At 72.6% G+C, this 12,843-nt stretch carries 12 protein-coding genes; 6 read left to right on the plus strand and 6 right to left on the minus strand.

Annotated features, from left to right (window positions below; all coding sequences use genetic code 11):
- Nucleotides 1–37: 37 nt before the first annotated feature.
- On the minus strand, nucleotides 38–1,264 hold the full coding sequence (locus tag ABZU69_RS16750) for a nuclear transport factor 2 family protein (RefSeq protein ID WP_354965220.1): 1,227 nt from the start codon (nucleotides 1,262–1,264) through the stop codon (nucleotides 38–40).
- Between the two features lie 26 nt (nucleotides 1,265–1,290).
- Between ABZU69_RS16750 and ABZU69_RS16755 the strand changes: the two genes are divergently transcribed.
- Entirely contained in the window at nucleotides 1,291–2,223 is a 933-nt protein-coding gene (locus ABZU69_RS16755; RefSeq protein WP_354965221.1) for a LysR family transcriptional regulator, read from the plus strand.
- Between the two features lie 62 nt (nucleotides 2,224–2,285).
- Here ABZU69_RS16755 and ABZU69_RS16760 read toward each other — a convergent pair whose 3' ends face one another.
- The 3 genes from ABZU69_RS16760 to ABZU69_RS16770 are packed head-to-tail and all read right to left on the minus strand — an operon-like array spanning nucleotide 2,286 to nucleotide 5,476.
- Complete coding sequence (locus ABZU69_RS16760; protein ID WP_354965222.1) at nucleotides 2,286–3,422, minus strand: class I SAM-dependent methyltransferase; 1,137 nt, start codon at nucleotides 3,420–3,422, stop codon at nucleotides 2,286–2,288.
- Nucleotides 3,419–3,724 carry a phosphopantetheine-binding protein gene (locus ABZU69_RS16765; RefSeq protein ID WP_354965223.1) on the minus strand — a complete coding sequence of 102 codons (306 nt, stop codon included), beginning with the start codon at nucleotides 3,722–3,724 and terminating at the stop codon, nucleotides 3,419–3,421. Before ABZU69_RS16765 ends, ABZU69_RS16760 begins: the two co-directional genes overlap by 4 nt.
- A gap of 51 nt (nucleotides 3,725–3,775) precedes the next feature.
- The gene (locus tag ABZU69_RS16770) at nucleotides 3,776–5,476 is read right to left on the minus strand and encodes an AMP-binding protein (RefSeq protein ID WP_354965224.1); all 1,701 of its coding nucleotides are present in this window, start codon (nucleotides 5,474–5,476) and stop codon (nucleotides 3,776–3,778) included.
- A 91-nt stretch (nucleotides 5,477–5,567) separates the two neighbouring features.
- Here ABZU69_RS16770 and ABZU69_RS16775 point away from each other — a divergent pair, with 91 nt between their 5' ends.
- A complete protein-coding gene (locus ABZU69_RS16775) occupies nucleotides 5,568–6,719 on the plus strand; it encodes an acyl-CoA dehydrogenase family protein (RefSeq protein WP_354965225.1) in 1,152 nt (383 codons plus the stop codon).
- A 73-nt stretch (nucleotides 6,720–6,792) separates the two neighbouring features.
- Here ABZU69_RS16775 and ABZU69_RS16780 read toward each other — a convergent pair whose 3' ends face one another.
- Complete coding sequence (locus tag ABZU69_RS16780; RefSeq protein WP_354965226.1) at nucleotides 6,793–8,190, minus strand: LLM class flavin-dependent oxidoreductase; 1,398 nt, start codon at nucleotides 8,188–8,190, stop codon at nucleotides 6,793–6,795.
- Between the two features lie 59 nt (nucleotides 8,191–8,249).
- On the opposite strand from ABZU69_RS16780, the gene ABZU69_RS16785 reads away from it, so the two are divergent.
- From ABZU69_RS16785 to ABZU69_RS16800, 4 genes are all read left to right on the plus strand, one after another.
- Complete coding sequence (locus tag ABZU69_RS16785; RefSeq protein WP_354965227.1) at nucleotides 8,250–9,323, plus strand: methyltransferase; 1,074 nt, start codon at nucleotides 8,250–8,252, stop codon at nucleotides 9,321–9,323.
- 11 nt (nucleotides 9,324–9,334) lie between these two features.
- Nucleotides 9,335–9,826, plus strand: a complete 492-nt coding sequence (locus tag ABZU69_RS16790; RefSeq protein WP_354965228.1) for a VOC family protein — start codon at nucleotides 9,335–9,337, stop codon at nucleotides 9,824–9,826.
- A gap of 220 nt (nucleotides 9,827–10,046) precedes the next feature.
- The gene (locus tag ABZU69_RS16795; protein ID WP_354965229.1) at nucleotides 10,047–10,337 is read left to right on the plus strand and encodes a hypothetical protein; all 291 of its coding nucleotides are present in this window, start codon (nucleotides 10,047–10,049) and stop codon (nucleotides 10,335–10,337) included.
- A complete protein-coding gene (locus tag ABZU69_RS16800) occupies nucleotides 10,334–10,960 on the plus strand; it encodes a DinB family protein (RefSeq protein ID WP_354965230.1) in 627 nt (208 codons plus the stop codon). The genes ABZU69_RS16795 and ABZU69_RS16800 overlap by 4 nt, the downstream gene beginning before the upstream one ends.
- 163 nt (nucleotides 10,961–11,123) lie before the next feature.
- Here the strand turns inward: ABZU69_RS16800 and ABZU69_RS16805 are convergent, their stop codons facing one another.
- Nucleotides 11,124–12,815 (minus strand): carbamoyltransferase C-terminal domain-containing protein, encoded by a 1,692-nt coding sequence (locus tag ABZU69_RS16805; protein WP_354965231.1) that lies wholly within the window; start codon nucleotides 12,813–12,815, stop codon nucleotides 11,124–11,126.
- Nucleotides 12,816–12,843: the final 28 nt, after the last annotated feature.

Here is a 12,843-nt window from a genome sequence, read left to right on the forward strand (position 1 = left end):
GCGAAGAACGACGCCGAAAAGCTGCCGAACCATCCACTCAGGAGTGCCGGTGGTAGGCCTTGTTGGCGATGCGCCAGCTGTTGTCGACGTAGACCAGCAGGAAGATGTCGGTGAAGGTGTCCGTGCCGTGCCAGAGCGTCATGGTTGCGGTCGCGACGGTGCCGTGGACGTCGATGGAATCGATGCGGCGGGAGCGAATCGGTTCGTTCGGGGCCGGGTGGCCGTGGAAGAGAGCGCAGTAGTCGTCCAGGCGCCACGAGGCGAATGCGCCGTCCCGCATTCCCTCGATGTGGGCGGTGGGCAGGAACGCGTCGCGAAAGTGGGTGGGGTCGCCGGTGGCGTGTCCGCGGATGTAGGCGCGTAGCGGTTCGAGCACGGCGTCACCTACGGCGGGGACCGTGGCGGCAACGGCGATGTCGGCCTCAGGGTCGGCCGGGGTGTCGGCCAGGTCGGCTGCGCTGCGCAGCGGGGTGTTTGACGCGACCGCCAGCAGTGCCATGTCCTTGGCCAGCGCGCCGATCGTGAAGTCGGCCGTGGCAGCGGCTGGCTGGCCGCTGAGGAAGGGCCGTTTGCGGGCGACAAGCCCGCCGAGCTGGCCCAGTTCGAGGACGTCCAGCACCTGGGCACGGGGCAGGCCCAAGGCGTCGGCTTGCCGCAGTGAGTCGCGCAGCGCGAGGACGGCGCCGGCGAGGCTGCTGTTGGCGACCAGCTTGAGCGCCGCGGCGGCGGAGGCATCGTCGACGCGCCGCACGGTGCCGAGCGCTTCCAGAACCGGTCGGACCCGGTCGAACGCGTCCTGGTCGGCGGCGGCGAGAATCTGCAGGGTGCCGGCGGCAGCAGCTGGCACGGAGCCGAGCACCGGCGCATGGACGTAGGACGGGCCGAGTTGCCGGGCCAGCCTCGACGCCTCGGCGGGGGCGATCGTGCTGGTGTTCAGCACGATGGCGTCCGTTCTCAGCGAGTCGCGGACGTGGTCGACGACCTGCTGGCAGGCCCGGCCGTCGAACAACGCGAGAAGCGTGATGTCGGCCTTCGCGACGGCGTCGTTCGGGTCGCCGGTCGTCTCGACAACGCCTGCCGCGCGCCCGGAGCGTGTCCAACCGACGACGTCCCAGTCGTAGCCGGCGAGTCTTGTCGCGATCGCAGCGCCCATGCGGCCCAAGCCAAGAACAGCGATAGTGCGCGGTTCGGTCATGCGTCCCAGAGTGATGTACCGCGATAGCTGCGACAAGCGCAGATCTCGCACGACAGCCATGCGGGACATGCATACCGACAAGGCACACTCGTGCCATGGAGTTGCTTGTGTGGCGGACGTTCGTGACGGTGTGCCGGCTCGGTTCGCTGTCGGCGGCGGCCGCCGAGCTCGCTCACACACAGTCGGCCGTCTCCCGACAGATCGCCGGTCTGGAGCGCCAGCTCGGCGTGCCGCTGTTGCAGCGGCACGCGCGCGGTGTGCGCCCGACGCCTGCCGGCGAGGTGTTCCGTCACCACGCCTTGGCCGCGCTCAACGAGGCCGACCGCGCCGTTCGCGCCGTACGGGACATTCGTGACGGGACGCTCAACCGGCCACTGGCCGTCGGCGCGACGCCATCTCTGGCCGCCGGGATTGTGCCCGCGGCGATCCGCCGCCTGATGGATACGGCCGGACCCATCCGGTGGAGTCTGCTGCCCGGGCTGAGCGCACAACTGCACGACCGCGTGATCGCCGGCGACCTCGACGTCGCTGTCGTCACCGATGCGCCACCAGGGCTACCCAACGACTCACGTCTCGAACGCCGATTCCTGGGGATGGACGAGATGGTCGTCGTGCTGCCCGTCGACCACCCGCAGGCCGGTCACGGTCCGGTGCGCATTCAGGCGCTGGCCGACCAGACCTGGGTCGAGGACAACGACGGCTCGGCGGCGCTGCTGCACCAGCACGCCGCCCGCGCCGGAGTCACCGCCCGCATCGACCTCACCGCGGCCGACCTGCCCGGCAAGGTGGCCCTGGTCGCCACCGGCCACGCCATCGCGCTCATACCTGGGGCGCTGACGTGCGCGCTGCGGACCGACGTCACCACAGTGACCCTCGCTGATCCCCCGACCCGCGGCATCTACACGATCACACCACGTCGCGACACACACCCGAGCGCTGCACCCCTGTTCGACCAGCTCACGCTAGCCTTCGACTCGGTTCGTCCTGCCCAATCCGCGCCTTGGCCGGCCGAAACGGGCCCCCGCTGAAAGCTACGGGCGGCCCGAGCCGGCGTGGGGAAGGAGCTGACGGCCCCTTCCCCACCCCCAACTCAGCCCGTCAGGTGGTACAGCCGGTGGAAGCGGTCGTCCACCGGCACGATCTGCACGTCCGCGAAGCCGGCCTCGGTGGCGAACCGGCGGACCTGGGCGGGACGCAGGACCGTCCCGGTGGCCGTCGAGTCGGGTCCGGCCAGACCGGCCGGCAGGCAGTGCAGCACGCTGGTGGCGTACTGGAAACGCTCGATCTCGTCGCCGGGCGCGACGAACCGGTGCGCCACCTTCGCGTCCAACACCAGCACCGCGCCGCCCTCGCCGCGCAGCCGACGGCAGGCCCGCAGCACCGACACCGGCTGGCACATCTCGTGCAGCGCGTCGAAGACGCAGACCAGGTCGTACCGGCCGGCCAGCTCCGGGTCGACGGCGTCGCGCCGGTGGAACCGGACCCGGTCGGCCACGCCGGCGGCCGCGGCGTTCGCGTCCGCCGCGGCGACCGTCGGCGCGTCCAGGTCGTAGCCGTCGATCTCGGCCAGGGGGTACGCCCCGGCCAGCGCGATCGCCGCCCAGCCCGCGCCACAGCCGATGTCGGCGATCCGGCTCGGCGCGGCGCCGAGCCGCTGGTGGATGCGCGGCAGTGCCGAGGAGAGCCAACCGGGCAGGGCGTACGTGAACAGCGCCCGGTTGGCGCCCGAGTGGCCGTGCCGCCAGTCGTCGCCGTACACCTCGTCCGGCACCCCGGCTCCGGTGCGGTACGCGTCGAGCAGCGCCGGCAGCGCCCCGGCCACCCCGCCCAGCGGCAGCATGGTCAGCGAGACCAGCGACAGCGGGCTGTCCGAGGCGAGCAGCACCTCGGCGTGCCCCGCCGGCAGCCGGTAGACCCGCCGCTCGGGTGCGGCCGCCACGTCGTCCACCTCGACGAACCCGGCGACCGCCTGCTGTTCCAGCCACTCCCGCGCGTACCGAGCGTCGATACCGGTACGCGCGCACAGCTCGGCCACGTCGGCCGGGCCACGGTCGAGTGCCTCGTACAGCCCGAGCCGGGCGCCTAGGTAGCCGGCCAGCAGCTCCTGGGTGTGCAGCATGGCCAGGAACAGCCGCAGCGACAGCGCCCTGGCCCGCTGGTCCCCGTCGCCGGGCGTCGCCGGGCGCAGTGTCGCCGCGCCCGGCCGGTGCCCGGAGCGCGCGGTCAACTGGCCAGCTCGCCGCGGGCCCGCAGTATGTCGTTCACGTGCTCCGCCACGGCGTCGATCGTGACGATCTTCCGTGCGGTCGTCTCGTCGATCGGCGGCAGCTCGAACTCGTCCTCCAGGGTGAAGGCCAGCTCCAGCAGCGCGAGCGAGTGGAAGCCGAGGTCCTCGACCAGCCGCGAGTCACCCGCCCCCTCGATCTGCTCCGGGTTGGGCGCCAGTTCGGTGACGATCGCCGTCACCGAGTCGCGCACCTCCGCCTCGGTACGCACCTCGGCTGTCGTCGACCTGGTCGCGTCGGTCATTCCCGCCTCCTGTCCGAACGTCCCTCAGGACGCCGTCGTCGTCTGCTCGGTCTAGTCCCGCTGACCGGCCGGTGCCGTGGTGACCACGGTGCCGGGCAGCCGGTCATCGACGAACGCCTGCCACAGCTGGCGCCGTTTGGGTTTACCGCTGGAGGTGCGGGCGATGGTGCCGCGCGGCGCGTCCACGATGACCACCCGCGCACCCTCTGCCCGGCGGCGCAGCTCCCGCTCCGCCTGCGCCAGCCACTCGGGCTGGGCCTGCTCGAACACGGCCACGACGGTCGCGGCGCCGGCACGGTGGCCCAGCAACGCGGCCATCCGCTGGGCCGGCACACCGGGGCGGCAGATGGCCCACTCGAGATCCTCGGCGAACACCGCCCGACCCCGCACCTTCATGCTGTCGCCGAGCCGGCCGAGCACGTGCAACTGCCCGTCGTGCAGGAAGCCGGCGTCGGCGGTGCGCAGCACACCTTCGCCGAGCGCGGTCTGCGACGCCGAGTCGCCCTCGTTGATGTACCCCTGCGCGACGGACGCGCCGTGCACCTCGATCTCGCCGACCACCCCGTCCGGCAGCGGCGTGCCGGACTCGTCCACGATCCGCACCCGCACCCCGGTCAGCGGCCGGCCGCAGCCCACCACCGGGTACGCGTCGACGGCGTCGTCGACCGGCTCGGCGGGGTCGGGTACCGCCCGTGCGCCCAGCCGTAGCCGGTCGGGGCGCAGCTCGACGGCGTGGTACAGCTCGTCCAATGGCAGCCCGGTGACCGCGAGGGTCGCCTCCGCCAGCCCGTACGCGGGCAGCAGGGCGCGCGGGTCGAAGCCGTACGGGACGAGCAGCGCGCAGAACCGGCGCAGCGCCTCGGCGTCGACGCGCTCGGCGCCGACGATGACCGCGCGCCAGTCGGAGAGGTCCAGCCCGGTCAGCGCGTCGGGGCGTACCCGGCGGGCGATGTACTCCAGCCCGAAGTTCGGCATCGAGGTCAGTCGCGCGCCGTGCGCCCCGAAGCAGCGCAGGTAGCGCCCGGGGTTGCGGACGAACTCCTCCGGCGGCATCAGCCACAGGTCGCTGGTGTTGACCACCGGGGTGACGAGGCACCCGATGAGGCCCATGTCGTGGTGCACCGGCAGCCAGGACGCGGTCGGGTCGTCCGGGGTCATGGCCAGCCACCGCCGGATCGCCGTGACGTTGGCGGCCAGGGCCGCGTGCGGCACCTGCACGCCCCGGGCGCGGCCGCTGGAGCCGGACGTGAACTGGAGCAGGGCGAGCGGGCCCGGTGCCGCGACCGCGCCCCGGGCTCCGCCGGCGGCGTCGGCCAGTTCGTCGGCGCAGAGGACCCGGCGGACTCCGGCGGTCGCGGCCAGCGGCTCGATGGCCGCGGTGAGGGTGGCCGCGCAGACCACCACCCGTGGCGCGGCGGCGCGCAGGAGGCCCAGCACGTGCTCGCCGTAGACCTCGCGGTCCTGAAAGGCCAGCGGTGGGGCGATCGGTGAGGGCGCCGCTCCGGCGGCCATCGCGGCGAACAGCGTCGCGACGAAGTCGGGGCCGGCGGGCTCGACGATGGACACCACGTCGCCCGGGACCACCCCGACGGCCCGCAGGCCGGCGAGGATCACCCGGGTCCGGTCGGCCAGTTCGGCGTACGACAGGAAGGTCCAGTCGTCACCGCCGGCCGCGAAGTGCACACCCCGGTCCTGCCTGGGTCGTTCCAGCCAGCTCAGCAGCGGCGAGCCCGAAACGGCGCGTACGGTCATCGGCCGGTCACCTCCTCCCCTGTACGTCTATCCGAGATCGATAGCAGATACAAGGCTAAACAAGATACGAGTGAGGCGATAGGGTGTATCCGTGACCAGTACGCTTCCCCGGGTCGACGGACTGCTCCCCGCGCTCGCCGAGCGGGCGCCGGAGATTGACCGGGCAGGCCGGGTCCCGGACGACGTCCTCGCCGACCTCAGCGCCGCGGGCTGCCTGCGGATGCTGGTGCCGTCCGCCCATGGTGGCGCCGACCTGCCGCTGGTTGAGGCGCTGCGGGTCATCGAGCAGCTGTCCACCGCGGATGGCTCCACCGGCTGGCTGATCGGCCAGGTGGGCCTGGCGCACCTGCTGTTCGCCTGTTTCCCCGAGGCCGCCCGGGACGAGATCTACGCGGGCGGTCCGGACGTGTTGGGCGCCGGCGCGGTCGCGCCCAAGGGCCGGGCAGCCCCGGACGGCGCCGGCGGCTGGCGGGTCAACGGCCAGTGGCCGTTCGTGACCGGCAGCCCCCAGGCGAGCTGGATCTACCTGAACTGCATCGTGCTCGACGGCCGCACACCCCGGACCCTGCCCAACGGGGCGCCGCTGACCCGGATGGTGCTCTTCCCCGCCGGCGAGCTGGAGCAGATCGACACCTGGCAGGTGCTCGGCCTGCGCGGCTCCGCCAGCCAGGACGTGCGGGCGGCCAACCGGACCTGTCCCGAGCACCGCGGCTTCAGCCTGGTCGGTGACGGCGACGACGTGCGCCGAACGGTCTTCCGGATCGCCCAGGCCGGTCTGCTCATCGCCGCGGTCGACCTCGGCATGGCACAGGGCGCCGTCCGCGACGCCGCGGCCCACGCCGCCGCCGGCCGCCGCCGTACGTTCAGCACCCGGTCGCTGGCCGACTCGCCGGTGTTCCACGACCGCCTCGGCGAGGCCCACGTGGCCCTGCGCGCGGCCCGGGCGCTGCTGCACCACGAGGCGGAGTCTGCCTGGGAGACCGCCCGGCGGGGCGAGGTGCTCAGCGCACTGGACCGGGCCTGCCTGCGGGCCACCGCCACGCAGGTCACCACCGCCGCGCTGCAGGCCGTCCAGACGGCGTACGCGCTGGTCGGCGCGTCGACCGTGTTCGACTCCTCGCCGCTGCAACGGCGACTGCGCGACATCAACACCGCGACCCAGCACTTCGTGAACAGCCGGGACAGCTACGGCACGGTCGGTGCACTGCTGAGCGGCGCGGACGTCGACACCACGATGTTCTGACCACGGCGTTCTGACCACGGCCCGGCCCGCACCCACCGCGCCGGGTCGCGGTCGGCGCCGGGAACCCGGCAGGTCAGCCGCGGGCGGGGGCGGATTCGACCGCTGCCCGCGGGTCCAACGCTGGCACCCGGGCCGGCACGGGCGCCCCGGCGCCGAAGTAGCGCTCCCGCAGGGTCCGCTCCGCCGGGTCGTACGCGGAACGGAACAGGCCACGGCGCTGCAACTCCGGCACCAGCAGGTCGCAGATGTCGTCGATGCCCTGGGTGGTCGGGCAGGGGATCAGGTTGAAGCCGTCCACGTCGGCCACCGCGCACCACTCCTCCATCCGGTCGGCGACCTGCTCGACCGTGCCGAAGAGGGTCACCGGGGCGCCGGTGCGGGGCCGGCGGGCGGTGGCCACCAGGTAGCGCACGTCACCGACCGTCCAGGTGCGCTCGGGCCCGAGCCGGCGCAGGAAGCCCACGAAACTCTGACTGCCCTGCCCGGCGATCTCGGCCACCGGCGTCTCGTCCGGATACGCCGCGAGGTCGACGTCCATCCAGCCGCACCACTTGGCCAGCTGCCCCTCCCCGCTCCACAGCGCGACGTACTCCTCGGCCCGCCGGCGGGCCTCGGCGCGGGTCGGTGCGACCATCACCATGCTGCCCTGCAGCGCCTTCACCGAACGCGGGTCGCGCCCGTGCGCGGCGACCTGGGACCGCAGCCGGGCCACCTGCGCCGCGCCGCTGGCCGGGTCCGCCATGGTCAGGAAGACGACCTCGGCGTGCCGGGCCGCGAAGGTCATCCCCCGCCCGGACGCGCCGGCCTGGTACAGCACCGGGGTGCGCTGCGGCGACGGTTCACACTGGTGCGGGCCCCGCACCGAGAACCAGCGCCCCTCGTGGCCGATCTCGCGTACCCGGTCCGGGTCGGTGAAGACGTTCGCGGCGACGTCGCGGACCACCGCGTCGTCGTCCCAGCTCTCCTCCCACAGCCGGCGCGCCACCTCGACGTACTCGTCGGCCCGGTCGTAGCGCTCGTCGTGGTCCAGGTACGAACCCAGCCCGTTCGCGGACGCGGACCGCAGATACGAGGTGACGATGTTCCAGGCGACCCGTCCGCCGGTGAGGTGGTCCAGGGAGCTGAACACCCGGGCGCACTCGTACGGGGCGTGGTAGGTCGTCGAGTAGGTGACGGCGAGGCCCAGCCGGGAGGTGGTGGCGGCGATCGCGGGCAGCACGAGCAGCGGGTCGATCGACGGGAGCTGCACCGCGTGCCGCACGGCCGCTCGCCAGGATCCCTGGTAGACGTCGTAGGTGCCGTGCACGTCGGCGAAGAAGAGCGCGTCCAGGCAGGCTGCCTCCAGCCGCTGGCCCAGCTCGACCCAGTAGGCGAGGTCGCGGTAGCCGGTGGCGCTGCGGTCGGCGGGGTGCCGCCAGAACCCCTTGAACTGCGGCGACGGCGAGCACTGGGTGAACAGATTGAGATGCACGTATCAAGTGTCTCGTATGCTATCTGGTATCGCAACGCTCGACCGGATACGGTACGGACATGTCCGTGACGCCTCGCATCGACCTCGCGTCGGTCACCCGCCTCACCGAACTGGCCGACTACATCGTTCCGTTCACCATCCGGGTCATGTGCGACCTGGCGGTCGCCGACCACCTGGTCGAGGGCCCGTTGCCGGTGGACGTGCTGGCCCGGCGGGTCGGCGCGCATCCCGGCGCGTTGACCCGAGGCCTGCGCGCGCTGGCCGGGCGGGGGATCTTCACCGAGGTCACCCCCGAGGTCTTCGGGCTCACCCCGCTGGCCGAACCGCTGCGCAGCGACCACCCGTTCTCGGTCCGCGAGTGCTTCCCGTTGATGCCGCCGGACATCTACTCCTGGGCCCGGTTGACGCACAGCCTGCGTACCGGTGCGACGGCGTTCGGGCACGTGCACGGCGGCACCCGGTACTACGACCACTTCGCCGACCACCCGTACGAGTGCGTCCGGTTCGAGAAGTCGGCCGAGAGCGTCAACCCGTTCGTGCTGCGGACCGTACTGCCGGTGCTGGACCTGGCCGGGGCCCGGACGCTGGTGGACGTGGGCGCCGGGCACGGCACCTTCGCCGGTGGCCTGCTCGCCCGCCACCGGGAACTGCGCGCGATCCTGCTCGACCTGCCGCACGTGGTGGCCGAGGCGCCGGGCGTGCTGGCCCGCGCCGGCGTCGCCGACCGGTGCGAGATCCGCGGCGGAAGCTTCTTCGACCCACTGCCCGCCGACGCCGACGTGTACCTGCTCAAGACGATCATCCATGACTGGCCGGACGAGCAGGCCGCCGAGATCCTGCGCAACGTCCGCGCCGCCGCCCGGCCCGACAGCCGGCTGGTCATCATCGAGTCGGTCAGCCGCTACGGGAACCACGACGACACCGGCAAGGTGATGGACGTCAAGGCGCTCGCCCTGTTCGGCGGACGGACCCGGACCGAGCCGGAGTTCCGCGCGCTGCTCGCCGAATCCGGGTTCCACCTGTCGCGGATCACGCCGACCTCCTCGATGTCGGTCCTCGAGGCCGTGCCGGCGCCCGACGGCGAACCCGTCGCCGTCCGGCCGGCCGTCGCGGCGGCCGGCCGGACGGCCTGACGAGGCCCGCCATGCCGCGCCTGGACGGTCGCAACCACGTCAACCTCACCGTCGTCGACCTGGAGCGCAGCACCTCGTTCTACTGTTCGGTGTTCGAGATGGTGGTGGTCAACGACGTCACCCCGCCCGAGTCCGGCTTCCGCTTCCGCACCCTGCTGCACACGGCGTCGTTCGCCTCGGTCGTGCTGGGCTGCGTCGAGGGCCCGGCCGACGCCGAGGTGGGCGAGGTCGACCCGCAGCGCTTCGACGAGCGGCGCCCGGGGCTGCACCACCTGGCCTACCACGTGCCCGAGCGCGGCGACCTGGACGAGTGGGTCGCCCACCTGGACGGCATCGACGTCCCGCACTCCGGCATCACCACCTCCAAGCACGAGGCCGGATCGCAGATCTGGCTGCGCGACCCGGACAACATCTGGCTGGAGTTCTACTGGGTGAACCGGGACTTCTTCGTCGACCGGCTACGGCAGGTCTGGCGACGCGACCGTCGGACGGCCCGGGCCTGAGCGGGGGTTGAGGAACATCGGAACGAAAACCGGCGCTAAGCACCTGTCGGCCCTGGTGGGCGCCTGACGGGACGTCGGGCGCGGGACGATCTTGAAGTCATCCCACAGATAACGCCGCACCGCCCGGCTGCTGCCCTGGCTGCTCAAGGGCCGCACCCGCGGTCCGGTGTTCGTCACCGCCCGCCGTGCGGGGCCGGGGAAGGTCATTGGCCCTCGGGACGTGTGCCCAGACACCGGGGCGGCGCGCCTGTCCTACGGCCAGGCCCGCGCCCTGCTGGACATCCACACCGCCACACAGGGCCCGGGGACGGGCTGGGACCTGCACAAATACCGCCACTCCGCGCTGACGCACCTGGGCGAGGCTGGCGCGTCGCTGCTGATGCTGATGGCCAAGTCCCGGCACCGCAAGCCGGAGAACCTGCGCCGCTACTTCAAGCCGTCGCCGGACGCCATCGCCGAACTCACCAGCCTGCTCGCACCCGGCGACACACGCCGAGGCGGCGGCAAGTGACCGAGTCGGCCGACCCGTCGATCCTGATCATCCCGACCGACCCGAAACCACCGAGCCCTGGAGTTGACATGGCTGACATGATCGTGCCCGACCCCGTCACGCGGGACATTCTCGCGATCTTCGAACGCGCGCGATCCCGGCTGTTCGAGCGCCTTGAGGACCTGACCGACGCCGAGTACCACTGGGAGCCGGTCAGCGACTGCATCAGCATCCGCCCCGGCGACGACGGCGTCTTCCGCGTCGCCACGCTATTTCCGGAATCGAGTCCGGAGGCGCCGGACCCCCTCACGACGATCGCCTGGCGCATCTGGCACATCGGCAGCCTCTGCCTGCGCGGCTATGTGATCCACTTCTTCGAGGACGTCCCCGAGTTCGGCGACCGCCACGAGTGGCCGGGCACCGCGAAAGAGGGCGTCGAGGCGCTCGCCGAGGACTGGGAGCACCTCATCTCCCGTATCGCAGCCCTCGGCGACAAGCGCCTGTTGGCGCCGATAGGCCTGGGCCCCGGCGGTTGGGCCGATGAGACCTATCTGAAGCTCGCGCTGCACGCTCTGGTCGAGGTCGCGCATCACGGCGGCGAGATCGGCCTGCTGCGCGACCTGTACCTGCGCGAAGGCGTCTGATTTCGGCGGTGGGCGACCTTGCCCGGCGGCCGTGTGCCGCCAGGTCAAAGCGCTCTCAGGCCCGCGAGCGGCTTGGCGCCGGTTTCGTTCCGATGTTCCTCAACCCCCTGAGCAGCGGACCGCGCGAAGAAGGGGCCTCCCGGTCGGGCGGCCCCTTCGCATGTCAGGCCGGCAGGTCGGCCTCGCTGCGCGCCACCACCGCGTCCCCGAGCACCAGCAGGTCGATCTCCTTGGCCCGGACGAACGTGTCCACCGCGTCGGCGGCCGAGTTCACAATCGGGTCGCCGGCGAGGTTGAACGAGGTGTTGACCACCGCCGGCACTCCGGTGAGCTGCCGGAACTGCTCGATCAGCGACCAGTAGCCGGGGTTGGTGTCGCGGTACACGGTCTGCGGGCGGGCCGAGCCGTCCACGTGCGTCACCGCCGGGACCCGCAGCCGCGCGTCCGGGCGCAGCGAGGCGGCGGCCAACATGAACCGGGACGGATCGCCGACCGGACCGTCGACCAGCTCGGACACGTGCTCGGCCAGGACACTGGGCGCCACCGGACGCCACATCTCCCGCCCCTTGAGCACGTTGAGGCGTTCCAGGCTGCGCCGACCACGCGGGTCGGCCAGCAGACTGCGCGCGCCGAGCGCCCGCTGCCCGATCTCGGCCCGCCCGCGTGCCCAGCCCACGATCCGGCCAGCGGCGAGTTCACCGGCCACGGCGCGGGCCAACTCGTCGTCACCCAGGCGGCGGTGCACCATGCCGGCCCGAGCCGCCGCCGCCTCACCGGCCTCCGTGGTGATCGGCTGACCCCAGTACGCGTGGTCGAGACGGGTGGGCGCGAACTCACCGCACTCCCGCGCGGCGACCAGCGCGGCCCCCAGGGACACCCCCGCGTCGGTCGGCACCGGCGGCACGTAGACCCGCTCGAACAGGCCACTGCGGACCAGCACGCCGACCATGGTGCAGTTCATCGCCACCCCGCCCGCGAGCGCCAGCACCGGGGTGTCGACCCGCCGACGCAGCTCGGCGGCCAGCGACAGCACCGTCTCCTCGAGCCCTTGCTGGATCGTCGCCGCGAAGTCCGCGTACGCGATCGGCTCCTCCCCGGTGCGCGGCGCGTACGGGAACAGCTTGCCGAACTGGGGTTTGAGGGACTCGGCGACGGCCGGGTAGTACGCCATCAGCGGGCCGAGGGTCGCGGCCCTTCGGGCGGGCACGTCAGCGGTGGGCGTGCCACGGACCAGCTCGTACCCGCCGGGAACCGCCCGCACTGGCGCGCCGGGGCCGGGCCTTCCGTACGCGGCGAGGCCCATCAGCTTGCCGGTGCCCCAGTAGCCCAGCCCCGCCCACTCGGCGGCGGCGTTGTAGTAGAAGCCCAACGACTGCTCGACGGGCCACTCCCGCAGGATCTCGATGTCCCCGTCGGCGTAGCGCCCGAACGAGGTCGACTGCGTCTCGCCGGCGCCGTCGAGGACCAGGACCGCCGCCTCGTCACAGTCGACGCTGAACGCCGCGCTGGCCGCGTGCGCGACGTGGTGCGGCACCCAGCGGATCGCCGGCATGGTCAGGTCCTCGTGGCCGGGGAAGAGCATCGCCCGCAGCCCGTCGGGGGTGAACCGTCGGTTGCGCCCGAGCGGGATGTCCCGGAAGTCCCAGCCGATGGCGACGGTGTCCACCTCCTGCGGGCCGATGCCGGCCATCGCCAGGCAGGCGGCGACGGCGTCGGCGGGCGGTTGGCCCACCGCGTGCTTGCGCCGGCTGACCCGCTCCTGCTCGACGAGGCCGCAGAGCGCACCGTCGCGGACCAGCGCGGCGCTGGAGTCGTGGAAGCCGATGTTCACCCCGAGTACGTAGCGCGCCGACATGGTCGGCCTCCTTTCCGGTGTCTGGCGG

Origin of the sequence: Micromonospora sp. NPDC005206 (assembly GCF_040608175.1) — a bacterium.
Lineage (GTDB): Bacteria > Actinomycetota > Actinomycetes > Mycobacteriales > Micromonosporaceae > Micromonospora.

What these genes read in the sequence shown, in the direction of transcription:
- ABZU69_RS16750 (WP_354965220.1), bottom strand. Translation starts at nt 1,264, where the DNA reads ATGTCCCGCATGGCTGTCGTGCGAGATCTGCGCTTGTCGCAGCTATCG.
- ABZU69_RS16755 (WP_354965221.1), top strand. Translation starts at nt 1,291, where the DNA reads ATGGAGTTGCTTGTGTGGCGGACGTTCGTGACGGTGTGCCGGCTCGGT.
- ABZU69_RS16765 (WP_354965223.1), bottom strand. Translation starts at nt 3,724, where the DNA reads ATGACCGACGCGACCAGGTCGACGACAGCCGAGGTGCGTACCGAGGCG.
- ABZU69_RS16770 (WP_354965224.1), bottom strand. Translation starts at nt 5,476, where the DNA reads ATGACCGTACGCGCCGTTTCGGGCTCGCCGCTGCTGAGCTGGCTGGAA.
- ABZU69_RS16785 (WP_354965227.1), top strand. Translation starts at nt 8,250, where the DNA reads ATGTCCGTGACGCCTCGCATCGACCTCGCGTCGGTCACCCGCCTCACC.
- ABZU69_RS16790 (WP_354965228.1), top strand. Translation starts at nt 9,335, where the DNA reads ATGCCGCGCCTGGACGGTCGCAACCACGTCAACCTCACCGTCGTCGAC.
- ABZU69_RS16805 (WP_354965231.1), bottom strand. Translation starts at nt 12,815, where the DNA reads ATGTCGGCGCGCTACGTACTCGGGGTGAACATCGGCTTCCACGACTCC.